Genomic DNA, 23,384 nt, shown 5'->3' on the forward strand with positions numbered 1-23,384 from the left:
CGGTCAGGGGCTGCTGGCATCTCGGGATGCAGTGGTTGTCGGTGCTGCTTCCACTATGGGCGGTCGGCACGCGACTGTTCCTTGCCATGGTCCCGCGGACCTATGCTGACAAGGTGGCGCAGACGGTCGCGAACAGGCCGTCCCCGGACGGGGACACCTGGGTGCGGTTTGCGCTGGAGCAGCTCGGCAACCTGCCCGGCGTACAACGGGCGGGCGTGGCGTTGGCCGAGGGCGGCGGACGACGTCTGCTCTTCAGCTCGAGCGACCGCGACAATGGGCGCAGCGTCGACTGGTGTGAGATCGACGCTTATGAGGACGTCCCGCTCAACCACTCAGTGCGTACCGGCCAGCATGTGGTGGGCTCCCTTGACGACCTGGCCGGTAGCTACCCCGAGTTCATCCGCCGGCAGCTCTCAACCACCTGTGCTCTCGCCTGCTTCCCGTTCTGGACTGCCGGTCACGTCCAGGGCGGATACGCGCTCTACTACGGGACCCCTCAGCGGTTCGACCGCCCCCAGCTGACGCACCTCCACGAGCTGGGGATGACCTTGGGCGGCGCGCTTCGCCGCGTACAACGCGCCACCCCTCGCGCAAGCAGGTCGCTGGTGCACGAGCCGGTGCCGGATGGGGCTTTGGCAGTCACCTGCTCTGTGGGCGCGGACCCTCGCGCTGTCGCACCCGCGCGCCACTTCCTGCGCAGCACGCTCGTCGCCTGGGCCCTCGATCTGGAGACCGTCGACACGGCGGTCCTGTGCCTGAGCGAGTTGGTAACCAATGCCATCCTGCACACCGGAGCCGGCTGTGAGCTGCGTGCGGTCCTCGACCGTGGTGTGCTCACCACGACCGTCCGCGACGGCGGGTCGAAGATGGTCGTAGATCTCCGCGGTGCCCCGGCGGAACCGCTGGCGGTGCACGGTCGTGGGCTGCAGATCGTCAGCGCCCTCTCCACCCGGTGGGGTTCGGAGCTCGACGCCGTTGGGATGACGGTGTGGTTCGTGCTCGAGCCGGCATGAGAGGGGCGGTCACTGTGCTGGGATCTCGACGACCGCGAGATTCCAGCTGTCCGATGTCGGTGCGGTGTCATTGATCGCGACAGCGGTGCCCGCGCCGGCGGTGGCGTTGTTCTGCCTCTGAACCCAGTACGTGTCACCGACCGGCGCGAGGTACTGGTCGACCACGGTCTGCCCTGCGCCAGGCGTACGCGCGATCGCGCTGCTCCAGTCGGTGCCCACTCCCCAGATCCACGAGTTGGCACGCGAGGTCGTGACGGTCGCGGTCGGTGGACCGGTTCCAGCGGAGGCAACGGCCGTCTTTCCCTTCACTCCCGTAGCTGCGCCCTTGAAGGCCACGACCGTGACGGACCCCACCGCGCTGGTTCTCAACGAGGCTGTCACCTGACTGTTCGTCAGCACCGTGGGCGCAGTCGCAGTCCAGATCTCGGCGTCACCCGGCTGTGCGTTGGAGCGGGCCTGGAGCGTCCAGGTCACTCCTCCACCGGTGACACCGGTGACCGACTGCGAGCCGGACGAGCTGGGCCCATCCGCCGAGATCAACGCGACCAGCAGGTCATTGGCCTGCGTCGTGGTGAACGTCGGCGAGCGAAGCCTCGTCGAGCTCGACGTCGGATGTGCGCTCACCCGTGCGTCGACGGCGAGAAGCGCCGGGGCGGTTGTCGTGAAGGTTCCGTCGGCGCTGGTCGCCGCGTTGGACGCGCCGTCGACGCTCGTGACCTGGAAGTGGTACGTCGTGCTGGGCACCAGACCCGTGAGCGTCTGGGAGTGGGACGTCACGAGGTGTGCGTCCACCGGCGTCGTGCTTCCATAGGTCGCGTCCAGGCCGTAGAGCACCTGACTGCTGCTCGGTTCGTCAGTCGTCCAGGTGACCGTTGCCGAGCTGGACGAGGGACTCACCGCGACGTTGGAGATCACCGGTGGCGTCGTATCTCCTGGTGTCGTCACGGTGGCGGTGTTGGAGGCGGCGCTCGTGTTGCCGGCACCGTCGTACGCCGTCACCGTGTAGTTGTACGTCGTGCTCCCCACGGCCGTCTTGTCGACGTAGCCAGGCGTGGGCGTCGACGTCAGGCGCACCCCGTTGCGGAAGACGTTGTAACCGACGACTCCCTGGTTGTCGGTCGACGCCGACCACCTCAACGTCACCTGCGTCGAGCTGTCCGCCGTTGCCGCCAGGTCGGTCACTGCCGACGGAGGCTGCGTGTCTTCGTACGGCGCCGGGAAGCGGACGACCGACGAGACCGAGGGGACGCCGTTGCCGTTGACGATGGACAGCAGGTAGTACCCCGGCGGCGCGTAGTTGCCGTTCGCGGGCAGCTGCACGTCGATGCCGCCGGTGCCCTGGGCGAACGACAGGGTGAGCGCTCGCGCATTCTGGTCGAAGGAGTGAGTGGGTGAACCGGTGCGGATCAACGTCACCTTCGTGATGCTTGCCGCGTCCGGGGTCTGCACGAACGTGGAGCCCCCGTACTGAACCGTGCTGTTGACGGAGCTGATCGTGGGGCGCCGACCGTTGAAGAGGTAGGGCGGCGAGTACAGCTGTGCCGTCTTGTGGTCTGGCACGCCGGCGTCGCCGCCGCCGCCCGAGATGAAGACGCGACCGTCCGGAAGCAGGACCGCCACCGAGTGGTAGAGCCGCGGCTCCGTCAACGAGGCGACCGTCTTCCACTGCCCCGTCGCCGGGTTCCAGATCTCCATCGGGAGCACGCCGTTGGCGTCGTTGTAGCCGGACTTCTCGGTGTCACCGCCACTGGCGAGAACGGAGCCGTCGGGGAGCGCGGTCAGGTTGAGGAACGCTCGCGGATGGGCCATGGACCCGGTCGGCTGCCACGTCGCATTGGGCTGGTTCATGTCGAGCGTGTATGCCGTGTTGGTCGACGCGCCGGAGCCGCCGCTGTCGGTCGCCGACCCGGCCTTCATGAACTTGCCCGGCGCGTAGTTGACGATGCTGCCGCCGTCGATGGCGCGCGAGTCCACGGTGGACCACGTGTTGGTGTTGAGGTCGAGCGCCTCGGTCGCCGTGGATGTCTCGGAGCCGCCGGCGTGCAGGATGCGTCCGTCGGTCAGCTGGTAGATGAAGGGGTAGATCGGCATGGAGTGCGCCGCCGCCGTCATCGTGGTCCAGGCGTTGGTCGGTGGGTTGTACATCTCCGGGGTAGCCACGATGTCCGCCGCGGAGGTGTTGGCGCCCGAGTTGACCATGACCTTGCCGTCGCCGAGCGTGGTCCCCGTCGGGTACCAGCGCGGGTAGTGCATGGGTGCGAGGTTCTGCCACTGCTCGGTGTTCCAGTCGAAGGCCGTGACGTCCGGGATCCCGAGGCCTGCCGTGGTGTTGGTGCCACCGATGACTGCGACGCGGCCGTCCGCGAGCACGGCCTGGCCGGCGCAGAAGAGGTCGGCTGCGGCGTTGGGAATCTGCTTCTGCACGTTGGTCGCCGGATCCCAGAGGTACTGCTGACCACCCTGCGTGAAGTCACCCTGGAAGGTCAGGACCTTCCCTGACGGGGTGAGGGCAGCGTGGATGGAGACGATGGGCCACGGGATGATCGAGCCCACCTGCCCCATGACGTCGGCGCCTGCAGCCGGCGTGACTGCCGTGGCGGTGTTGGACGGTGCGCTCACGTTCCCCTGGGTGTCGACGGCGGCGACGGTGTAGCTGTAGGTGTTCCCGCCCGCCGTCGTCTTGTCGGCATACGAGGTGGTCGTCGACGTCCCGATGTTCGTCCCATCGCGCGAGACGGTGTAGTGGTCGACACCGACGGAGCTGGTGGAGCCGGTCCAGCCCAGGTCGACTTCACCCGCGCTGACGACGTTGGCGGCCAGGTTGGTCGGCGTCGAGGGAGGGGGTGTGGTCGTACCGCCGGCAGCGACGACCTCGACGGCAGCGAGGTCCCACACGTCGGAGGTCGGCGCGATGTCGTTGATGGTGACCGTAGTACCCGCGGATGCAGTCGTGGTGTTCTGCCGCTGGACCCAGTAGGTGTCGCCGACGGACGGGAGGAATTGGTCGACGAGCGTCTGGTTGGAACCGGGCGAGCGGCCTGTCGCGGTCGACCAGTCGTTACCGACGCCCCACACCCACGAGTTCGCTGACTTCGTGGTCAGTGAGGTGCTCGGCGCGCCACTTGCGGCACTGTTCGTCGACGTCGCGCCCGACGCCGTGAGATCGGCGCCGCTGAAGGCCACGACGACCATCGACCCGACGTAACCCCCGACGGTCCTCGTTGCCGTCACCGTGACGTTCGAGAGCAGGTTCGGCGCAGCCGCCTGCCAGATCTCCGCCGTCCCGGGCTCTTGGTTGGAGGCGGCTCGCCGGGTCCAGGTGAGACCCCCACCCGTGACCGACGAGAAGCTCTGAGTCCCCGAAAGGTTGCCGTCCGACGCAAGGAATGCGATCAACAGTTCGTTGGTCTGATGCGTCGTGATGACGGGAGAGGTGATCGTCGTGGACGCGGTGCCCTGGTGGGTGGTGACCGTCGTGTCGACCGCGAGGCTGGCGGCGAAGGCCGGCCTGGCCGAGAAGATGAGGGCTGCCACGACGGAGACGCCGGCGATGATCGCGCCGAGCAGCCGCCGTGCGCCCGGTGGGCTCATGGTCCGTGCCGCGGACCAGCGCCCGAGGCCGCGGGGACGCTCCCCTGAGCCGCGGTGACCCTCGTGATGGGCGGTCGTCGTGGTCATCGGGGCCTCCTCGTCAGAGGTGCCCGACCGACTCGGCTGGGCAGGTCGGGAGGATCTCGTTCTTCCGAGTCTCCTCCGGGAGCAACAGTGCCGCAGGCGTTCCGATCCGTAGGACGTCCCCATCTCGACGTCGAAGACGACCCTTTCCATGCGCAATGGGCGCACTTGCGGCGAGGGCCGGAGGGCGTGGGCCGTAGCCACGTATGGCCCCACCCCGGCCGACGAGCTCCGCCAGCCGACGAGCTCCCGCCAGGCGCTTGGCGCGGATGGGAGGGCCTCGCATGAGCGGCCCGTGATCACCTGTCTGCGGGCGGTGTCCGGTTCTGTCGGATGAGGCCGCGCTGCACAGCCACGGCCACAGCCGCCGTGCGGGAGTCTGCGTCGAGCTTGGCGAAGATGTGCACCAGGTGGGACTTGACAGTGGCCTGCGACAGGAAGAGCCGCTGGGCGATCTGCTGGTTCGACAGACCATCTGCCACGAGTGTCAGCACCTCTGTCTCCCGGACGCTGAGCGATGTCGCCGGGGTCCGCATCCGCTCGATGAGCCGGTCGGTGACCGCGGGCGCGAGTGCCGACTGCCCGGCCGCTGCGGCCCGGACGGCAGCAACGAGCTCATCGGCTGGTGCGTCCTTGAGGAGGTAGCCCGAGGCGCCCGCCTCGACGGCGGAGATGATGTCCGCTTCGGTGTCGTACGTGGTCAGCACGACGACGCGCGGCGACCCCTCCCTGGCGGTGATGGCCCGGGTGGCTGCGCTGCCGCCCATTCCACTTCCGAACTGCAGGTCTATCAGCACGACGTCCACGTCTCCGGTCTCGGTGCGCACGACGGCGTCCTCGGCCGTTGCCGCCTCGGCGACGATCGCGATGTCAGGCTCGGACTCGAGTACCGCCCTCAGCCCGGCGCGTACGACCGGGTGGTCATCGGCGAGCAGGAGCCGGATCGTGCTCATCTGCTCCCACCCGCTTCGCGGTGAGCGGCGGCTGCGGGAGCGACGGCGGCTCGCTCGAACCGCACCGAGATCGCCGTGCCACTCCCTGGCTGCGACTCGACCGCAAGCAATCCGCCGAGCTCCGCGGCACGGGACGCCATCGACCGGAGTCCGAAGCCGCCGACGCTGCTGCCGTCGCTGCTGCCGTCGATCGGCTCGCGACCCGCCGCGTCGGGCCGGGGAGCAAAGCCGATCCCGTCGTCCACGATGTCGAGGGACACGGCGCCGTCCATCACGGTGAAGGTGACGTCGGCGCGCGTCGCCCTCGCGTGCTGCGTCGTGTTGCTGAGTGCCGCCTGGGCGATGCGCAGGAGGGCCACCTCGACCGGGGTGGCCAGCGCCACGGGAGGCCCGACCTCGTGGAAGGACACCGGTATGCCGGCGCGCGACGTCGTCGTCTCGCACAGGCGCTGCAGGGCTCCTGTGAGCGTCGACTGCTCGAGGTCGCCGGGGGCCAGGGCACGCACGAACCGTCGCGCCTCCGCGAGGTTCTCGTGCGCCTCGTGACGAGCCTGCTCGACGAGGTCCCGGGCCCGGCCCGGGTCGACCCCACGCTCCGGTTCCAGGGACCGGGTGGCGGCTCGGAGCAGCAGCTGGATGCTGGACAGGCCTTGGGCGAGGGTGTCATGGATCTCTCGGGCCAGCCGTTCGCGCTCGGCCATCATCCCGGCCCGGCGTTCCGCAGCAGCCAGCTCGGACTGCGCGCGGTCGAGCTCGACGATGAGCCGCCTGCGGTTCTCCGACTCGGCATACAGGGCCTGGTAGCCGAGGACGGTGGCGATGACGACGCCGGCGCCGAGGACGGGGCCGATGACCATGGCAGCGGTGAGCGTCCTCTGGTGCCAAGCGAATCCCGCGACTGCGGTCACGGTGACCACGCCGATGGCGAGGAGCCCTGCGCGGCGGGGGAGTAGGTGGAGCAACAGGAAGAACCAGGGGAAGGCCAGGTAGACCGCCTCCGGGCTGAAGGCCAGCAACGCCAGCCACGCGACCAGCAGCAGCGCGAGCCATATCCGCGCCGCACGTGGCGACCGGCTCACCCTCGGCGATCCGGCTCCGACGGCGTAGACGACCCCGACCAGTCCAGCGAGGATGACCACCATGGGCCACCCCGGCGTCCCCGCGGCCACCCCACGCATGACGGCGAGGACGAGCAGTGCCACGACGAGCACGTGGACACCCCAACGCAGCGCCGTCGGGACCGGGACCCGGTCCAGCGGGACGCCGTCGACGGCGGGATCCGGAGCGGCCGGCGGGTGAGCAGACATGTCTCGGTCACCCTACGGCGCTGCCTCGGGCGCGGCATCCATCGAAGGTTTGATCGCCGGCCCAGTCCTACGACGACGTGCAACCAACCCGCTTGGCGATGCCGGGCGGTGCCCGGGTCGAGGACCGTGGAGGTCGACGCCGCACCCCGCGGCGCACCCGGCCCGACGCCCCACACGGAGGAGCGTGCCGGCGACGGGCCCTCGTGAAAGGAAGTCGCGGCGTGTTCGTCGCCCTCAGAGATCTGCGTTTTGCCAAAGGACGGTTCGCCCTCATGGGCGCCGTCGTCACCCTCATCACCCTGCTCGTCGTCCTGCTCTCGGGTCTCACTGCCGGGCTCGGCCGTGGTAACACCTCCGCCATCACCGACCTGCCCGCTGACCACCTGGTGTTCGCCGCGCCCGCCTCCGGAGCCAAGCTGGCGTTCACCGACTCGTCCCTCCCACCCTCGGTGCAGGCCGGCTGGTCCCAGGTGCCGGGCGTCGAGCGGGCCGAGCCGGTCACCGTCGCCATGACGCGGGCGGCAGCGGGTGGACGCACCGCCGGCATCGCTCTCTTCGCCGTCCCCGCCGGATCCGAGCTGGCTCCCGAGGTCGCGACCGACCGAGCGGTCTTGTCCTCCAAAGCGGCCGCCGCCCTCGAGGTCGCGGCGGGAGACCGGATAGACGTGTCCGGTCGGCCCGTCACCGTCGCAGCGGTGTCCGGCGACGACGAGTTCTCCCACGCACCGGTCATCTGGGCCGCGGCGACCACTGCTCCGCCGACCGGCCAGGAACCGGGCTCTGCCACGTTCCTCGCCCTGACCACCGACGGGGCGACGTCGGACGCAGCCTCTCTGGACGCGGCCGACCAGCGCCTCGGCACCACCACCCTCACCCCGGCCCATTCACTGTCAGCGATCGGCTCATACACGTCCGAGAACGGTTCACTGCAACTGATGCGAGCCCTGCTCTTCGCGATCTCCGCGCTCGTCATCGGCGCCTTCTTCACCGTCTGGACCGTCCAGCGACGCAGCGAGATCGCGATCCTCAAGGGCCTCGGCGCGTCCACCCGTTACCTGCTCAAGGACGCCCTCGGCCAGGCACTGGCTCTTCTCGCACTCGGTACCGCGGCCGGCGCCGCACTCGCCGCGGGCATCGGAGCCATCCTCACCGCCACCGCCGGTTCAGTCGTGCCCTTCGTGCTCGATGCCCCCACGCTGCTGCTGCCCGCCGTCGTGATGATCGTCCTCGGCCTCGCCGGGGCCGCGGTCTCCGTTCGTACCGTCACCACTGTCGACCCACTCACTGCCCTGGGAAGTGCCCGATGACCCTCCAGCTCGATGACGTCACCCTCACCTATCCCGACGGGGACCAGCGCCTGACTGCCCTCGACCACGTCAGCCTCACCGCCGAACGCGGCACCCTGACCGCAGTCGTCGGGCCTTCCGGCTCTGGCAAGTCCAGCCTGCTCGCCGTCGCTGCCACGTTGATCGCTCCCGACTCGGGCCGCGTGCTGCTCGACGGGCGCGACCTCGCGGGGCTCAGGCCCGCTGACACTGCCGCCGTCCGTAGACAGCAGATCGGCATCATCTTCCAGAGCTCGAACCTGCTGGCCTCGCTCACTGCCCGCGACCAGTTGCTGGTCGTCGCCCACATGGCGGGCGACGACATGAGCGTCGCCTCGGAGCGCGCCGACGAGCTGCTCGACGCTGTCGCGCTCGCCGCCCAGCGAGACAGGCGCCCCCACCAGCTCTCGGGAGGGCAGCGACAGCGAGTCACCATCGCTCGAGGGCTGATGAACCAGCCGTCACTGCTGCTGGTCGACGAGCCCACGAGCGCGCTCGACAGCCAGCGTGGGGTCGAGGTCCTGAGCCTGCTGCGGCGGCTGACCACCGACCGGGGTCTGACCACCGTCATGGTCACCCACAACCAGGAGCACCTGCAGTCCGCCGACCGGGTCACCGAGATTGTCGACGGCAGGACTCGTCAGCTCGTCAGCAGCTGATGCGCAGGCTTGCCTGAGTTCCCGGGAGACGTGATGGCGTATGCCGTGTCGCTGAGCCAGTCCCTACGCCCGCGTCACCGGGTCGCTCATCGCGCCGACCCCGGCGAACGGGTGCATCAGTCGAGGACGACTGTCTCGCACCCGGAGGCGTAGCTCTTGCCTTGGCCGGCGCTCACCGTCCAGACGATGCAGTGCGGCACTCCCTATGGATGTGCAGGGTCACCTGATGAAAGGTGCCGGGGGCCTGCGTGTTGGAGCACATACTGCTCATGGGCGTAGACGTTCGGTCCGTTGGGGTGGAAGTTCTCGACGAAGCCCGGCCCGCGGGTGGTGCCGTCCGTGGCCAGCAACGCAAGGTGCGTCGAGTGGTAGGTGGCGTCGGCAGACGCCGAGGTCGGCCACAGGGCCGCACCCCTCGGGACATCCGCGGTGAGCCGAGAGCTAGCCGGGTCCGCCCGCCGGCTTGATGACGGACACCTGTCCCGGCTCGAGGACCCGCGAGGCCTCCTGGGCGCTCCGTGTGCAGTCCTGCCCCGATGCCAGCAGGGCGACCTCCTGGCGAGGATGGGCGCGGAGCCAGGTCACGAGGGGCTCAGGGCTGCAGTCGATGACCCCCTGCTGCTGTCCCAACGTCAGGATGAGGTCGTCCGCCTGGTTGCTCCAGCGGTGGCCCAGGACGGCCATCCAGCGATTGTGCCGAGTGGCGACGCCGGCCTGCCAGAGCAGTGGCAGTCGATCGTCGGTCCGGGCGAAGCCGTCCCAGACGGCGGCTGCGATGGCTGCGGCTTGGGCCCGCTCGGCAGGGGGGAGCAGTGCTGCCTCCGACCAGGTGACCACCCCGGGTCGCGCCTCAGCCCTGGGAGTCACGCGGTCGATCCCAGGGCCGACGTACCCGAACGACCAGGCGGTTGCGACACATGCCAACAGCACTACGACAGGTTTGAGCCGGCCGACGGTGCTCGTCCGGAACAGCAGATCCAGCCCGACTGCGGCCTCCGCCGCCACCGTCAGAAGTGCCAGCATGAGCCAGACGTAGCCGACCTTCTCGGCGTAGTAGTGGATCCAGCCGACCAGGAGGATCTGCGCGACGGCGAAGCCTGCTGCCATGAGTCCCACGACGCCCGAGAAGGCGGCGAGCAGCCGCACGGAGGCTGGGAGCCGCGTACCTGCCAGCCACGCGACGACCAGTCCGAGAATCGCTGACGCCAGGAGAAGTCCGCGGGGAAGGGACTGGATGCCGCCGCTGGCGTCGATGGCCGAGCCGTTCGGCCAGACGCTCAGGGTGGCGGCCGCGAACGCGCAACCCAGCAGCAGCGTGGTCGCCAGGACGTACGCCCGGTCACGCCTACGGAGGCGCCACGACGGCCGGCTGCGCTGGACGTGGATCAGCCACAACAGGCCCAGCGCCGGGATCAGCAAGGTGTAGGTGAAGGCGCCGACGTCCGCAGCGGCCCACGTCGCGAGTCCGTGGGCGCGCCAGTCGGTGCCGGACGTGGTGATCGCGAAGCCGGTGGCGATGGAGGTCACCGCCAGGCCCAGTGTGAAGCTGTTGAACCCGATGACCACGAGTGAGCTCAGCGGGCCGACCGCTGTGACCGCCGCCATGAACACCAGCGCGGGCAGGGACGCGGCGACCCCGACGCGAGCGCTGCGCAGGACGCGGGAGAGTGCCCAGACGCTCGTGAGCACGAGGAGCGCCGGGAGCCAGAGCTGGGCGATGGAGAAGAAGTCGAACAAGGCGTACGGCCCCGGCAGGGAGCTGCTCCCGTTGACGAGGACTCCCAGCGCGGACCACACCGCCTCGAACCCCGTGGGGGTGGCGCGCAGGTCAGCGCGGGACTCCACGAGGGGACCGCTCGCGTTGACGAACGCGAACCCGTGATGCAGCCAGACGTTCTGCAGGTAGTCGAAGTGCGCGAGGTAGTCGGTCCCGCCACGGACCATCGCCGCGAGCCGGGTCACCCGGTCGCCGGAGGTGTAGGCGGCGAACTGGGCCGCCGTCGCCACGGCAGCTGCGACGACCATCAGGTCGAGTGCCAACACCGGCCGCGACACGCGGCGCAGGGGCCGTCCGATCACCAGAGCGACCGCACCGGGGAGGATGGCGGCCGCGCCCAGCGCGCGGGGCGCGTAGACGGTCGGCCACACCGGTCCCACGAGGCAGACGACAATGAGGATCGCGCCCTCCATCGCCAAAAAGGCCACGAGCCGGTCGACCAGTCCGTCCATGGGGAAGAGCAGGAGGCACAGCGCGGCCCCGCCGGCGAGGACGGCGGTGCCGAGATGCGCGGAGGCGGCGAACGAGCCGCCGACGGCCAGCGCCGCGGCCGCGACGCCGCGCACAGCGGTCCGGACGACAGGGTGCTGGGGCGGACGGATCTCGCGTCCGCCCGGACGATCCGGCGGCCCCGGCGGTTCCCCCTCGTCGTGCCCGGGAGTCCCCGCTGACGTGGGCCGTCGGTGAAGCGATGTGGCGATCGGACCACCAGGCGCCACGATGCTTCTCCCTTTCTCGCGCGGGCCTCCCCGTCCATGCTGACCCGGAGGTCGAGGCCTCGACAGAGACGAAAGTCCCGCTCCTGCCAGCCGTTCCTGCGCGGCTACGCTGACCGCGTGTCCTTCCCAACCACCCCCACTGCGGCCGACATCGCCGAGCGCGTGCGCAGCGGCGCGCTGAGGCCCGACGACGTCGTCCGGGACGCGCTCGCCCGCATCACGGCGCGTGACGACCGGCTCGGCGCGTTCCAGCTGGTGCGCGCCGAAAAGGCGCTCGCGGAGGCCGGCGCGGTCGCCGCGCGCGCTGACCTGGCGCGCCTGCCACTGGCGGGTGTCCCGGTGGCGGTCAAGGACAACGTCGCGGTGGCCGGCGAGCCGATGCGCCACGGCAGCTGGGCGACGCCGGACGACCCACAAGAGACCGATCACCCTGTGGTGCAACGCCTTCGGGACGCAGGTGCCGTCGTCGTCGGCATCACCCGCGCCCCCGAGCTGTGCGTGTTCGGCGCCACCGACTCGGCGTTCGGCATCACCCGCAACCCGTGGGACCTCGCTCGCACACCAGGGGGCTCGTCCGGAGGCTCGGCAGCAGCGGTGGCTTCTGGCATGGTTCCCCTCGGACACGCGAACGACGGCATGGGCTCCATCCGCATCCCCGCGGCGTGCTGCGGGCTGGTCGGCATCAAGCCAGGAAGCGGTGTCGTTCCAGCGGGTCTCGGGGCCAACGACTGGTTCGGCATGGCCGAGAACGGCCCGCTGGCCACGACGGTCTCGGACGCCGCACTCATGCTGTCGGTGATGGCAGCCCGGCCCGACCTCGCGACCGTGCAGCAGCCGCAGGCCCCGATGCGGGTCGCGGTGTCGACCCGCTCGCCCGTGGCGGGGGTCCGGCCCGACCGCCACCACGCGGCTGCGGCTACCGGCGCGGCGCGGCTCCTGGCGCAGGCCGGTCACCACGTGGCGCAGGCCCACCCGCCGTACCCGGCCAACCCCTTGCCGGTCCTGGCCCGCTGGGTCGCCGGGACGTCGCACGACGCCGACGGCCTCGACCGTGCACGGCTCGACCCAGCCGTACGCCGGCACGCTGCCCTCGGTGACGTGGTGCGCCGACGGGACTACGTCGACGACAGGCAGCGCGCGAGCTTCCGGCACCGGCTCGAGCGCTTCTTCGCCGACGTGGACGTCCTGGTGACGCCCACCCTCGCGACCCCGCCGATCGAGGCTGCGCGGTGGGGGCGGCGGCGGTGGCCGCGGGTCTTCTCGGCCAACGCCCGGTATGCGCCGTACGCGGCCCCGTGGAACTTCGCCGGCTACCCGGCCATGTCCGTCCCAGCGGGGGTGCACCCGCACACCGGCACGCCGCTCGCGGTCCAGCTGGTCGCACCGGACGGCGGTGAGACGCTGTTGCTGTCGGTGGCCGCGCAGCTCGAGCAGCTGGCGCCCTGGGCGCGCACCGCCCCGGGCTCCGACCCAGCGCCGCCCGCTCAGGAACAATCCGCCTGATCCCGCCACTCGGCCCTCGACGCGATTTAGGGTGACGCATGTCCAAGATCCGGCAGTGGGTGAAGCGAGCACGAGGCGACAGCGCAGTACGGCAGTCGGAGAAGCGCATCATGAAGGCGCTGGAGAGGCAGAACGAGCAGTTCGCCGAGATCCTGAGCCGGCTGCACCGCCTGGAGAGCCCGACCACCATCAGCAGCGAGACGTGGAGCGACGTGGCGCAGCGGGGCGAGCTGGCCTATCACAAACGACCGAACCTTCGCTCCAGCGGCGAGTGGGAGAGCAAGAACTCCGAGTTCTGGGCCAGACGACACTTCAGTCCCGACGGCTGGGACGGGAAAGTGGTGGTCGACGTCGGTGCCGGGAGCCGTCTGCGCACGCTCTACTTCCGCGGCGCCACGATCGCGGCCATCGAGCCGCTGGCGTAGGAGTTCATCGCCCAGGTCGAGTGGCAGGACCTCGACCAGGCAGCGGAGATCTACGGCGTGCCGGTGGAGAAGGACATCGCCGAGCTGCACGGCCGTGCGGACCTCATCGTGTCGGTGAACGCCCTCGACCACGGGTACGACTTCGAGGCTGCCATCAAGAACCTCCGCGGCTACCTCAAGCCGGACGGCCGCGCCTACCTCACCTTCGACCAGCACGAGAAGCCGGACGACATGCACCAACTGATGATCGGTGACAGCAAGGCGAAGGAGATCTTCACCCGGAACGGGTTCGTCGTCGACCGCGCGGAGACCTGGGGCCGCTACCACGGCACCCCCGGCCCCCGAGCTCTGCACTACTGGCTGAGTCCCGCACCCCAGGTGTAGTGGACCCGCGCCGGTGGGGTCGGCTCAGGACAGGGCTCGTGCCTTGATCTGCGAGTACTCCTCCGGGGTGAGCGCGCCGTTGTCGAAGAGCGACTTCGCCTGGGTCAGCTCGTCGGTGGGTGACCACGTGTCGCCCACCGCAAGGCCGCCGACCGCCTGCTGCCGGGCCTTCTCGCGACCCACGGTCCGCTCCATCTGCCGCTCGGCCATGCCTCGTCCGCGGACCACGAGGTAGACGAGCGCGGAGAGCAGGGGCACGACGAGCAACGCCACCACCCAGGCCACCTTGCCGAGGCCACCGAGCTCCCGGTCCCTGAAGAGGTCGCTGAAGATGTGGAAGAGCATGATCAGGTAGGCCACGAAGAAGAACGTCCACACCAGCAGCCAGAACCAGCTCCAGAAGTTCATGGCCTCACCCGCTCAGGCGAGGGCCTTGGACTTCAGCGCGTCGTACTCGGCGCTGGTGATGGCGCCGCTGTCGAGCAGGGCCTTGGCCTGGGACAGCTGGGCGGCGGGCGACGCGGCCGTCGGTGCGGCGACACTGCGGATGTACTCGTCCTGCATGGCCTTCTGCTCCATGGCGCCCTGCAGCTGACGTTCTGCCATGCCGTGCCCGCGCACGATCAGGTAGACCAGCGCGGCGAGGAACGGGAAGACCAGCAGCACCACGACCCACACCACCTTGGCGAAACCTCCGAGCTCCTTGTCCCGGAACAGGTCCCCGAAGATGTGGAAGAGGATCATCAGGTAGGCGACGAAGAAGAAGGACCACACAAGCAGCCAGAAGAAGCTCCAGAAGTCCATGGTGAGCCAGTCCTTTCCCATGACTGAGCGACGTTGCGGTCAAGGGGACCGCTCCCAGCTCTCACGATCACCCGGCCGGGGCGCGGCGCCATCGCCCTCTGCGGGTGACATCTCGCCGCGGGGTGACGACTCGCCGGCCCGACGCGGCCGGCGAGTCAGGCTGCGACTGCTGTCAGCCAACCAGGACTGGACGGGTCGGCTCGAACGGGCGGATCTCGTCCTCGCCCGGCTGGATGATGCCGCAGGTCGACTCGGGCACCTCGCGCCAGGCCCCGGGCAGGTCACGGAGCGGCTCGGAGACCACGAACCGGGTGTCGGCGCTGAGGGTGCGGAGCATCTCGACCTCCGGGTGCAGCTCGCGCAGCCGGGTCACGTCGGTCGAGTGGTAGAGGCTCCGGCTCTGGTGCTGGGAGGAGTAGCGGAAGGCCCACACCGAGTGCCCGTTGCTGGTGGCCACCGTGGCCTGGACGGGATCGGCCACGCCGCGGCGCTCGGCGAGGTCCTCGATGAACCCCACGGCCTTGGCCACGGCGGCGATGGGGTCGTCCTCGAGACCGAAGGTCAGGGCGAGGAAGAAGAAGGCTTCCGAGTCGGTCGACCCCTCGACGTCGGGGTAGAGGGACGGGTCGACGGCGAACATGATGTCGCGCTTGAGCTCGTGGAAGCCGGAGATGGCCCCGTTGTGCATCCAGAGCCAGTGACCGTGCCGGAACGGGTGGCAGTTGCTGCGCTGCACGGGCGTTCCCGTGGAGGCCCGCACGTGGGCGAAGAGCAGGCCGGTGCGCACCTGCCGGGTCAGCTCCTGCAGGTTCCGGTCGTTCCAGGCGGGGTCGACGTTCTTGAAGATCGCCGGCACGGGACCCAGGCCGTACCACCCGATCCCGAAGCCGTCCCCGTTGGTGGTCGTCGCCCCCATCCGGGAGTGGAGACTCTGCTCGATGAGCGAGTGCTCCGGTTTGAAGAGCAGGTCCTCCGCGAGGACCGGGTCACCTGAGTACACCATCCAGCGGCACATGTCCTCAGTCGACACCCGGCGGGTCGCCGGGGGCATCACCCCGCGAGGGCGAATCCGGTCCGCGCGGAGACGTCCGATTTGCCCGAAACGCCTGCGGTGGGCGCGGAGCGCTGGTTACGCTTCCGGCGCCCGAGCCCGACCCCGAGGACCTGCCATGCGCCGTATGCGTTCCGCCACCTTCGCCGTCCCTGCGACGGTCTCCGCCCTGGTGGCCGCCACCGCCCTGCTCACGACGGCAGCACCGCCGGCGCAGGCCGCCGTGTCGACCCCGGGCCCCATCTCGGCCGTCTCCGCCAAGCCCGGGCCGTATGCCGGCCAGGTCACCTTCTCGTGGACGGCCACCGGCGCGAACACCACCTCGTTCGTCATCGAGACGGGCCTGACGACCTTCAAGGTCGGCGACCCGACGCTTCCCGACCACGGCCGCCGGGCCACGTACTTCACCGTGCCGGGGAACCGACGCTCCGTCACGCTGTCGGCGGCGCAGGTCGCCTCCGCCGGTGCTCCCGTGGGCTCGGCCAACCACCTCTACTACCGGTTCAAGGCCGTGCACACGACGGCATACGGCACGGCGGTGCGCGCGTGGCCCTCGCTGCAGAACGTCCCGGTCAAGCCGGCGACCCCCGCCGGCGGGGGAGTGGGACTGCGGGTCGCCACCTACAACGTGCACACGGCCACGCCGTCCGCCGGCGTGCGGCCCTGGCTCACCCGTGTGCCGGGCGTCGCGAAGACGATCCTGTCGCGCAACCCCGGCGTGGTCGGCCTGCAGGAGCTCGGCATCGGGCGTGCCGACGGCGGAAGCACACCCGCCATGGGCACCACGCTGACCCAGATCCGCAGCCTGCTCGACACGCTGCGCGCCCAGGGCGGGGGCCGCTACCAGCTCGTGCGCAGCACCCGGTTCGTGGCGCCCGGCACGCCGGAGGCGATCCAGGGCGCCCGGATCCTCTACGACACCACCCGCTACCGCCTCGCCAGCGCCTGCCCCGAACGGTCGGACAGCCTGCCGCTGAGCGACAACAGCTGGTCGAGCTCGTGCACCGTCCTGCTCCCGACCCTGGCCGGCGACAGCGCCTGGACGAAGCGCCGCGCCTCCTACGCCGTCCTGGCCGACCGGGCGTCCGGACGCTCCTTCTACGTCGTCGCCGCGCACCTGGACCAGCGCCACAGCACCACCCCGAGCGTGGAGCGGACCTACGAGCAGCTGCGCGCCACGCAGGTCAGGACCGTGCTGGCGCGGATCGACCAGCTCAACACCGGCAAGCTCCCCGTCGTTCTCGCCGGCGACCTCAACACCTACCAGAACAACCAGGGCGGCTACGACGCGCACGACGCGCTCATCGCCGGCGGCTACTACGACACCGCCGCGGCGACGACGCAGGTCAACGTCCGCTTCACGACGATGAACCACTTCTACTGCACGCTCGCGGTGCCCGGGAGCGGATGGGGGAGCCGGCTCGACGTCGTCGCCGTCAAGGGCGTCCGGGGCGCGCCGCGCTGGGAGAACGTCATGACCACCACCGACTGCGCCCGGCCATCCGACCACAACCTCGTCGTGGCGGACCTGCGCCTGCCCTGACCTGATCCGGCGTCACTGCTGCGACGTCACCACCAGGCACTGACCTCACGGCCGAGGACCAACCGGCCGAGCGCGGCCTCGTCGCGCTCCGCGTGCTCCTGCCGCAGGTAGAGCTGCAGGTCCGCTACGCGGCCGGCGTGCTCGTCCTCGAGGGCGAGGGGAGCGGGTCCCGTCGCGTGCCCGACGCGCTGCAGCACGAGCTCCGCAGCCCGGCTGACCACGTGCCGCACGCGCAGGGCGAGCGCCCCACCCTCCGACCCCTCGGCACGGCCGTCGTCGACCCGCTGCGCCGCGTCGGCCAAGGTGGCCCGGGCCGCCCACAGGGCCGCGTCGACCGCGCCCACGTGCATCAACGCCACCTGGTCCGGTTCCCGGCCGGCCACGAGCATCCGCCGCGCCACCCCGACGGCCCCGCCGTACCAGATGGCGGCGACCCCCATGCCTCCGAAGGCGAACCCCGGACGCTCGAGATACCACCCGGCCGGACCGACGGGGCTGGCCAGCGAGCCGTCGAAGGTGACCGGCCCGCTCGGCACGTCGACGAGCCCACGAGCGAACCACGCCGACTCGTGGACGGTCACGCCGTTCGCCGCACCCAGGGCCACGGCATACAACCGGCGCGTCGAGGGCCCGTCCCACGCCGTGACGAGGGCGTGGGACAGCGACCCGGCGAGGGAGCACCAGGGCTTGGTGCCGTGCAACCGGACCGCCTCGCCGCCCGACGGCTCGCCCGCCCCGCCTGCCGGCACCGCCTCGAGCCGCACCCCGGGACCCTCCGCCGCGTACACGCCCCAGACGGCGTCCTCGTCGAGCCCCAGGGTGAGGTGTCCGGCGGTGCGCGCCTGGGCGAGGATGGCGCGTGCGTCGAGGTGCGGCTCGATCGCACGCGCCGCGCTCAGGCTGACGGACGCGACCGACGCGAGCGACTCCCAGAGCCGCGTGGTCTCGCCCGTCCCCGGCAGCGGGAACAGCTCGGTCCGGCTCCGCACGAGGGCCAGTGCGGACGCCGGGTCCGCTCCGTTCCCGAGGTCGTCGAGCAGGGCCGCCAGCGCGTCCTGCGCTCGGTCGCCCGGGTGGTCGGTGAGGCGTACGGCGCGGCTCACGGAAGTACGCGGTCGGTCGAGTGGGGTCACGGCCGCGTCATACCCCGGTGGTTCACGGAGCACCCGCGGCACCCCCGGCAGACGAGGCGCGGTGCGTCCCGGTGTCGACACGGGTACGCCACCAGCGACTGCACGCCCGCCCCGGGCGCCCCCAGCCGTCCCGACCCAGGAGGAAGCACCTTGATCTTCATCACCGCGAAGTTCCCTGTGAAGCCCGAGCACGCCGACGACTGGCCCGAGCTGTCGCGCGCCTTCACCGAGGCGTGCCGCGCCGAGGAGGGCTGCCTGTGGTTCGACTGGTCGCGCAGCCTCGACGACCCGAACGAGTACGTGCTCGTCGAGGCGTTCCGCGACGAGGCGGCCGGGGCCGCCCACGTCCAGAGCGACCACTTCAAGGAGGCCACCTCGAAGTTGCCGTCCTACCTGTCCGCCACACCCAGGATCGTCAACACCACGGTGGAGGGCACGCAGTGGTCCGAGCTCGGTGAGATGGCCGTCGAGAAGTAGCCGCGGACCTGCCGAAGCACCACGCGCAGAGCGGGTTTCGCTCTGGGGCCGACCGTCCGCTATGGTCTACCTCGCACCCCGGGCCGATGGCCCGGACGGTTGCAGGCGGACGTAGCTCAGTTGGTAGAGCGCAACCTTGCCAAGGTTGAGGTCGCCGGTTCGAGCCCGGTCGTCCGCTCCGCTCGAAGGGCCCGTCGACTCCGGTCGACGGGCCCTTCACCGTCCGCGGCACGCCTCGTCGGGGCGAGTCGTATGCCGTGGGCGTCCGCCCGTGGTCCGTAGGCTGTCGGCCATGGCTGCGTCGAGCAAGACCCCCGCCGTGGAGCTCGAGGTCGGCGACCACACGGTGCGCCTCTCGAACCCCGACCGCGTCTACTTCTCCGAGCGCGGCGAGACCAAGCGCGACCTGGCCGACTACTACCTGTCCGTCGGGCCGGGCATCGTCAACGCCCTGCGCGAGCGGCCGTGCATGCTGCACCGCTTCCCCAAGGGCGTCGACGGGCAGAAGGTCCACCAGAAGCGGCTGCCGGCCGGCGCGCCACCGTGGGTGCAGACCGTGCGGCTGCACTTCCCGCGCTACGGCCTGCACGCCGACGAGCTGTGCGTGACCCAGCTGGCCGACGTCATCTGGGCCGTGCAGATGTCGACCGTCGAGTTCCACCCGTGGAACAGCCGGCGGGCCGACACCGAGAAGCCCGACGAGTGGCGCATCGACCTCGACCCGATGCCCGAGTGCAGCTTCGACACGGTACGCCGCGCGGCCGCCACGACCCACGAGATCCTCGACGAGCTCGGAGCCGTGGGCTGGCCCAAGACGTCGGGAGGCGCGGGCCTGCACGTCTACGTGCGGATCGAGCCGCAGTGGGGCTTCAAGGACGTGCGACGGGGCGCGCTCGCCTTCGCCCGCGAGGTCGAGCGCAGGCTGCCCGACGAGGTGACGACGACGTGGTGGCGCCGCGACCGCTCACCGAAGGACCTCTTCGTCGACTACAACCAGAACGCCCGCGACCACACCATCGCCGCGGCCTACAGCGTCCGCGGCAACCCCCGCGGCACGGTCTCGGCACCATTGAACTGGGACGAGATCCCCGACGCGGAGCCGCAGGACTTCACCATCGCGACGATGCCCGAGCGCTTCGCCCGCCTCGGTGACCTGCACGCCGGCATCGACGACGCCGTCTTCGACTTCCGCCCGCTGCTCGAGTGGGCCGAGCGCGACGAGCGCAGCGGCAAGGACCTCCCGCCGGAGCCCGAGGACACGTCGGGCTGAGCCCGTCACATTCGCGGGGCCATCCGGCGCGGCACCCGCACCGAACTCCCGAAACCCGCATCGAACAGACCGACAGCAGGATCGACAGCAGAGGAGACACCGTGACGGTGTTGCACGACTTCACGGCCACCGCCCTCGACGGCAGGGAGGTGTCGCTGCGTGACTACGCCGGCGACGTCGTCCTCGTGGTCAACACCGCCAGCCAGTGCGGCTTCACCCCGCAACTCGCCGGTCTCGAGACCCTCCACGAGACCTACCGCGACCGCGGTTTCGCGGTCCTCGGCTTCCCGTGCAACCAGTTCGGCGGCCAGGAGCCCGGCACCGAGGAGGAGATCGGCGTGTTCTGCCAGAAGAACTACGGCGTCACCTTCCCGATGTTCGCCAAGATCGACGTCAACGGCTCGGGGGAGCACCCGCTCTACGCGTGGCTCAAGTCGGAGAAGGGCGGCCTCCTCGGCGCGCGGATCAAGTGGAACTTCACCAAGTTCCTCGTCGGGCGCGACGGCTCGGTCATCGCCAGGTACGCACCGAACACCGAGCCGGCCGACCTGGCCGCGGACATCGAGACGGCTCTCGGGGCCGCGTAGCCGCAGGCCCTACGATCGGCGGGTGGACCACGCCCGCTTCGCCGAGAGGGAGGCTCACGGCGTTCTCGACGTCCGTCACGGCCCCGACGCCCTCCAGGCCTTGTCCACCGGGGGATTCTGGGCCGTTGTGGCCACCTTCGAGGGCGACGTGACGGCCGTGCGCTTCGAGCACGTGACGACGGGGGCGTATGCCGCCTCCCCCGGTCCCGCGAGGGCGCCGATACCCGCGGTGGCCTGGCGCCCGCTCGACCGGCACTGGCGCACGTCACTCGACCGGAAGGCATACGTGCACGCGGTCGAGCAGGTGCAGCGGCGCATCGCCGCCGGCACCGTCTACCAGGTGAACGTGTGCCGCGTGCTCAGCCACGAGCTCGCGGCCGAGGCCGACCTCGACGCGCTCGACGCCCTGCTGCGGCACGGCAATCCGGCGCCGCATGCGGCGCGCATCCGCTGCGACGCGGCCGGTCTCGACGTCGTGAGCGCCTCGCCGGAGCTCTACCTCTCGCGGCACGGCCGGCGGCTCGTGACCCGCCCCATCAAGGGCACCGCGACGACGGCTGCGGCGATGCTGCCGAAGGACCACGCGGAGAACGTCATGATCGTCGACCTCATGCGCAACGACCTGTCCGGTGTCTGCGAGCCGGGGTCCGTCTCGGTCGACGGCCTCTGCGAGATCGAAGAGCACCCCGGGCTCGTGCACCTCGTCTCGACGGTCAGCGGGCAGCAGCGTGAAGACGCGGGGTGGGCCGAGGTGTTCGCCGCCGCCTACCCGCCCGGCTCGGTGTCGGGAGCCCCCAAGTCGAGCGCCCTCGATGCCATCCGCGATCTCGAGACGGCCCAACGAGGGCCCTACTGCGGCGCGGTCGGCTGGGTCGACGCCGACCGCGACGAGGCCGTCCTCGCAGTCGGCATCCGCACCTTCTGGGCCGAGCGCGACGGCACCGGCCGGCGCTGGCTGAGGTTCGGCACCGGCGCCGGGATCACCTGGCAGTCCGACCCGGAGGGCGAGTGGGCCGAGACCGAGCTCAAGGCGGCGCGGCTCATCGGGCTCGCCGCGGGCGCTGTGACACCATGAGCACTGCCGGACGGCCGCCCTCCCGGTGGCTTCCGCGCTCCACGGGAAGGGACTCGAGAGGGACATGAGCACGACCACACGCGTCTGGGTGAACGGCGACCTCGTCGACCCGACAGGCCCCTCCGTCTCCGCCCTCGACCACGCCGTCACCGTCGGCGACGGCGTCTTCGAGACCGCCAAGATCGTCGACGGCAGCCCCTTCGCGCTCAGCCGCCACCACCGGCGGCTCGAGCGCTCCGCCGCCGGCCTCGGCCTGCCGCCGCTCGACCTCGCCGTCGTCGACAAGGGCGTCGCGGCGGTCCTCGACGGCCCGCCCATCGACTTCGGGCGGCTGCGCTACAGCGTCACCGGCGGACCGGGCCCCCTCGGGTCCGACCGCGACGACGCCGCGCTGACCTACATCGTGCTCGCTGCACCGCAGGCCCGTCCGCCGCAGAGCGGCAAGCTCACCGTCGTGCCGTGGACCCGCAACGAGCGCTCCGCGGTCGCCGGGCTCAAGACCACCTCCTACGCCGAGAACGTCGTCGCCCTGGCCCGCGCCAAGGAGCACGGCGCGGTCGAGGCCGTCTTCGCCAACACGCGCGGCGAGCTGTGCGAGTGCACCGGCAGCAACGTCTTCGTCGTCGTCGACGGCACCGTGCTCACCCCGCCGACCGACTCAGGGCTGCTGCCCGGCATCACGCGCGAGCTCACGATCGAGTGGGGCCGGGCAGCAGGCATCGACGTCCGCGAGGAGCCGCTGCCGCTCGAGGTCCTGCGCACCGCCGAGGAGGTGTTCATCACGAGCACGACCAAGGACGTCCTGCCGATCCACGCGGTGGACGACCGCACCCTGCCCGAGGCGCACCCGGTGACGGACGAGCTGCAGCGCGTCTTCCGCGACAACGCCGAGCGGGACGCCGACCCGTGACCGAGCCCGCCGCACCCCGCGACCGCGCGCGGGAGGACACGCGTACCCCCGTGGACTACTCCGACGCCAACGTGACGCTCGACGCCGACGAGGACCGCTGGGCCTGGCGGGCGCGCCTGCGCCACAACCCGGTGACGCACGCGGTGTGGCGCACCGTCGTGGGCGTCGTCGGTGGCCTCGTCACGGTCGCCGGGCTCATCATGGTCCCCGCGCCCGGCCCCGGCTGGCTCGTCGTCTTCTTCGGGCTGCTCATCCTCGCCAGCGAGTTCGAGTTCGCGCAGCGCTGGCTCGACTTCGCCAAGCACCACGTGAGCCGATGGAATGACTGGATCATGGGCCAGGCGGTGTGGGTCCGCGGGCTGGTGGGCCTCGGGACGCTCGCCATCGTGTGGGTCGTGGTCTGGGCCTACCTCGCGGTGGCCGGGGTGCCGCAGTTCGTGCCCGAGTGGGCCGACCAGCTGCTGTCCCAGGTGCCCGGGATCGAGTGAGGCGCCGCCGAGCCGCCCTGCCGGTGGGTCGATTTCCGCGACGGAGTCCGTTGCGGCTATTGTTTGCAACCGTCGCCCCGACGCCTCGTCGGCAGCAGGGCGCCCGGACGTGTAGCTCAGTTGGTTAGAGCGTTCGCTTCACACGCGAGAGGTCAGGGGTTCGAGTCCCTTCACGTCCACCACGCACCACCGAACGGCCCTCGACCGCGCTCCGCGGACGGGGGCCGTTCGTCGTCGTCGGGTCTGGCTGCCGCGCCGGCTCAGCTGCCGCCCGGGACCATGGTCTCTGCCCACGACGTCCCCCGC

The 23,384-nt window shown here is 70.8% G+C and carries 21 protein-coding genes and 2 tRNA genes; 15 read left to right on the top strand and 8 right to left on the bottom strand.

From position 1 onward, the window contains the following. Positions 1 to 26: 26 nt before the first annotated feature. Positions 27 to 1,013, top strand: a complete 987-nt coding sequence (locus tag AB0316_RS08265) for an ATP-binding protein (protein WP_366272122.1) — start codon at positions 27 to 29, stop codon at positions 1,011 to 1,013. A 9-nt stretch (positions 1,014 to 1,022) separates the two neighbouring features. Here the strand turns inward: AB0316_RS08265 and AB0316_RS08270 are convergent, their stop codons facing one another. The 3 genes from AB0316_RS08270 to AB0316_RS08280 all read right to left on the bottom strand — a co-directional run bounded on the left by AB0316_RS08270 (position 1,023) and on the right by AB0316_RS08280 (position 6,948). Further along, positions 1,023 to 4,691 carry a galactose oxidase-like domain-containing protein gene (locus AB0316_RS08270; RefSeq protein WP_366272124.1) on the bottom strand — a complete coding sequence of 1,223 codons (3,669 nt, stop codon included), beginning with the start codon at positions 4,689 to 4,691 and terminating at the stop codon, positions 1,023 to 1,025. A 296-nt stretch (positions 4,692 to 4,987) separates the two neighbouring features. Next, entirely contained in the window at positions 4,988 to 5,641 is a 654-nt protein-coding gene (locus tag AB0316_RS08275; protein ID WP_366272126.1) for a response regulator transcription factor, read from the bottom strand. After that, complete coding sequence (locus AB0316_RS08280) at positions 5,638 to 6,948, bottom strand: sensor histidine kinase (protein ID WP_366272128.1); 1,311 nt, start codon at positions 6,946 to 6,948, stop codon at positions 5,638 to 5,640. The genes AB0316_RS08275 and AB0316_RS08280 overlap by 4 nt, the downstream gene beginning before the upstream one ends. A gap of 272 nt (positions 6,949 to 7,220) precedes the next feature. On the opposite strand from AB0316_RS08280, the gene AB0316_RS08285 reads away from it, so the two are divergent. After that, complete coding sequence (locus AB0316_RS08285; RefSeq protein ID WP_366272130.1) at positions 7,221 to 8,255, top strand: ABC transporter permease; 1,035 nt, start codon at positions 7,221 to 7,223, stop codon at positions 8,253 to 8,255. After that, on the top strand, positions 8,252 to 8,932 hold the full coding sequence (locus AB0316_RS08290) for an ABC transporter ATP-binding protein (protein ID WP_366272131.1): 681 nt from the start codon (positions 8,252 to 8,254) through the stop codon (positions 8,930 to 8,932). Before AB0316_RS08285 ends, AB0316_RS08290 begins: the two co-directional genes overlap by 4 nt. A gap of 441 nt (positions 8,933 to 9,373) precedes the next feature. Here AB0316_RS08290 and AB0316_RS08295 read toward each other — a convergent pair whose 3' ends face one another. Beyond that, positions 9,374 to 11,275, bottom strand: coding sequence for a hypothetical protein (locus AB0316_RS08295; protein WP_366272132.1), 1,902 nt, complete (start codon positions 11,273 to 11,275; stop codon positions 9,374 to 9,376). 270 nt (positions 11,276 to 11,545) lie between these two features. Here AB0316_RS08295 and AB0316_RS08300 point away from each other — a divergent pair, with 270 nt between their 5' ends. The 3 genes from AB0316_RS08300 to AB0316_RS08310 all read left to right on the top strand — a co-directional run bounded on the left by AB0316_RS08300 (position 11,546) and on the right by AB0316_RS08310 (position 13,740). After that, positions 11,546 to 12,931, top strand: coding sequence for an amidase (locus AB0316_RS08300; RefSeq protein WP_366272134.1), 1,386 nt, complete (start codon positions 11,546 to 11,548; stop codon positions 12,929 to 12,931). A gap of 38 nt (positions 12,932 to 12,969) precedes the next feature. Then, positions 12,970 to 13,356 (top strand): hypothetical protein, encoded by a 387-nt coding sequence (locus AB0316_RS08305; protein WP_366272136.1) that lies wholly within the window; start codon positions 12,970 to 12,972, stop codon positions 13,354 to 13,356. Between the two features lie 63 nt (positions 13,357 to 13,419). Beyond that, positions 13,420 to 13,740 (top strand): hypothetical protein, encoded by a 321-nt coding sequence (locus tag AB0316_RS08310; RefSeq protein ID WP_366272138.1) that lies wholly within the window; start codon positions 13,420 to 13,422, stop codon positions 13,738 to 13,740. A 24-nt stretch (positions 13,741 to 13,764) separates the two neighbouring features. Here the strand turns inward: AB0316_RS08310 and AB0316_RS08315 are convergent, their stop codons facing one another. The 3 genes from AB0316_RS08315 to AB0316_RS08325 all read right to left on the bottom strand — a co-directional run bounded on the left by AB0316_RS08315 (position 13,765) and on the right by AB0316_RS08325 (position 15,547). Beyond that, complete coding sequence (locus tag AB0316_RS08315; RefSeq protein WP_366272140.1) at positions 13,765 to 14,148, bottom strand: SHOCT domain-containing protein; 384 nt, start codon at positions 14,146 to 14,148, stop codon at positions 13,765 to 13,767. Between the two features lie 12 nt (positions 14,149 to 14,160). Then, positions 14,161 to 14,544, bottom strand: a complete 384-nt coding sequence (locus tag AB0316_RS08320; RefSeq protein ID WP_366272142.1) for an SHOCT domain-containing protein — start codon at positions 14,542 to 14,544, stop codon at positions 14,161 to 14,163. A 172-nt stretch (positions 14,545 to 14,716) separates the two neighbouring features. Further along, a complete protein-coding gene (locus AB0316_RS08325) occupies positions 14,717 to 15,547 on the bottom strand; it encodes a class II glutamine amidotransferase (RefSeq protein WP_366272144.1) in 831 nt (276 codons plus the stop codon). A gap of 175 nt (positions 15,548 to 15,722) precedes the next feature. On the opposite strand from AB0316_RS08325, the gene AB0316_RS08330 reads away from it, so the two are divergent. Beyond that, a complete protein-coding gene (locus tag AB0316_RS08330; RefSeq protein ID WP_366272146.1) occupies positions 15,723 to 17,138 on the top strand; it encodes an endonuclease/exonuclease/phosphatase family protein in 1,416 nt (471 codons plus the stop codon). A gap of 26 nt (positions 17,139 to 17,164) precedes the next feature. On the opposite strand, the gene AB0316_RS08335 is transcribed toward AB0316_RS08330, so the two are convergent. Continuing rightward, the gene (locus AB0316_RS08335; protein WP_366272148.1) at positions 17,165 to 18,241 is read right to left on the bottom strand and encodes an acyl-CoA dehydrogenase; all 1,077 of its coding nucleotides are present in this window, start codon (positions 18,239 to 18,241) and stop codon (positions 17,165 to 17,167) included. Positions 18,242 to 18,421: 180 nt separating this feature from the next. Between AB0316_RS08335 and AB0316_RS08340 the strand changes: the two genes are divergently transcribed. From AB0316_RS08340 to AB0316_RS08375, 8 genes are all read left to right on the top strand, one after another. Further along, positions 18,422 to 18,748 carry a putative quinol monooxygenase gene (locus tag AB0316_RS08340; RefSeq protein ID WP_366272150.1) on the top strand — a complete coding sequence of 109 codons (327 nt, stop codon included), beginning with the start codon at positions 18,422 to 18,424 and terminating at the stop codon, positions 18,746 to 18,748. A gap of 105 nt (positions 18,749 to 18,853) precedes the next feature. Next, positions 18,854 to 18,926: transfer RNA gene (locus tag AB0316_RS08345), tRNA-Gly, on the top strand. A 114-nt stretch (positions 18,927 to 19,040) separates the two neighbouring features. Continuing rightward, a complete protein-coding gene (gene ligD / locus AB0316_RS08350) occupies positions 19,041 to 20,018 on the top strand; it encodes a non-homologous end-joining DNA ligase (RefSeq protein ID WP_366272152.1) in 978 nt (325 codons plus the stop codon). Positions 20,019 to 20,119: 101 nt separating this feature from the next. Next, positions 20,120 to 20,605, top strand: coding sequence for a glutathione peroxidase (locus tag AB0316_RS08355; protein ID WP_366272154.1), 486 nt, complete (start codon positions 20,120 to 20,122; stop codon positions 20,603 to 20,605). Positions 20,606 to 20,627: 22 nt separating this feature from the next. Continuing rightward, positions 20,628 to 21,680: a chorismate-binding protein gene (locus AB0316_RS08360; protein ID WP_366272156.1), complete on the top strand. Its 1,053-nt coding sequence runs from the start codon at positions 20,628 to 20,630 to the stop codon at positions 21,678 to 21,680. Between the two features lie 64 nt (positions 21,681 to 21,744). After that, positions 21,745 to 22,590 carry an aminotransferase class IV gene (locus AB0316_RS08365; RefSeq protein WP_366272158.1) on the top strand — a complete coding sequence of 282 codons (846 nt, stop codon included), beginning with the start codon at positions 21,745 to 21,747 and terminating at the stop codon, positions 22,588 to 22,590. Further along, a complete protein-coding gene (locus tag AB0316_RS08370) occupies positions 22,587 to 23,078 on the top strand; it encodes a TIGR02611 family protein (protein WP_366272160.1) in 492 nt (163 codons plus the stop codon). The genes AB0316_RS08365 and AB0316_RS08370 overlap by 4 nt, the downstream gene beginning before the upstream one ends. 105 nt (positions 23,079 to 23,183) lie before the next feature. After that, positions 23,184 to 23,260 (top strand) — tRNA-Val (locus AB0316_RS08375). Positions 23,261 to 23,384 lie beyond the last annotated feature (124 nt).

Source organism: Terrabacter sp. NPDC080008 (genome assembly GCF_040702505.1).
Taxonomy (GTDB): domain Bacteria; phylum Actinomycetota; class Actinomycetes; order Actinomycetales; family Dermatophilaceae; genus Terrabacter.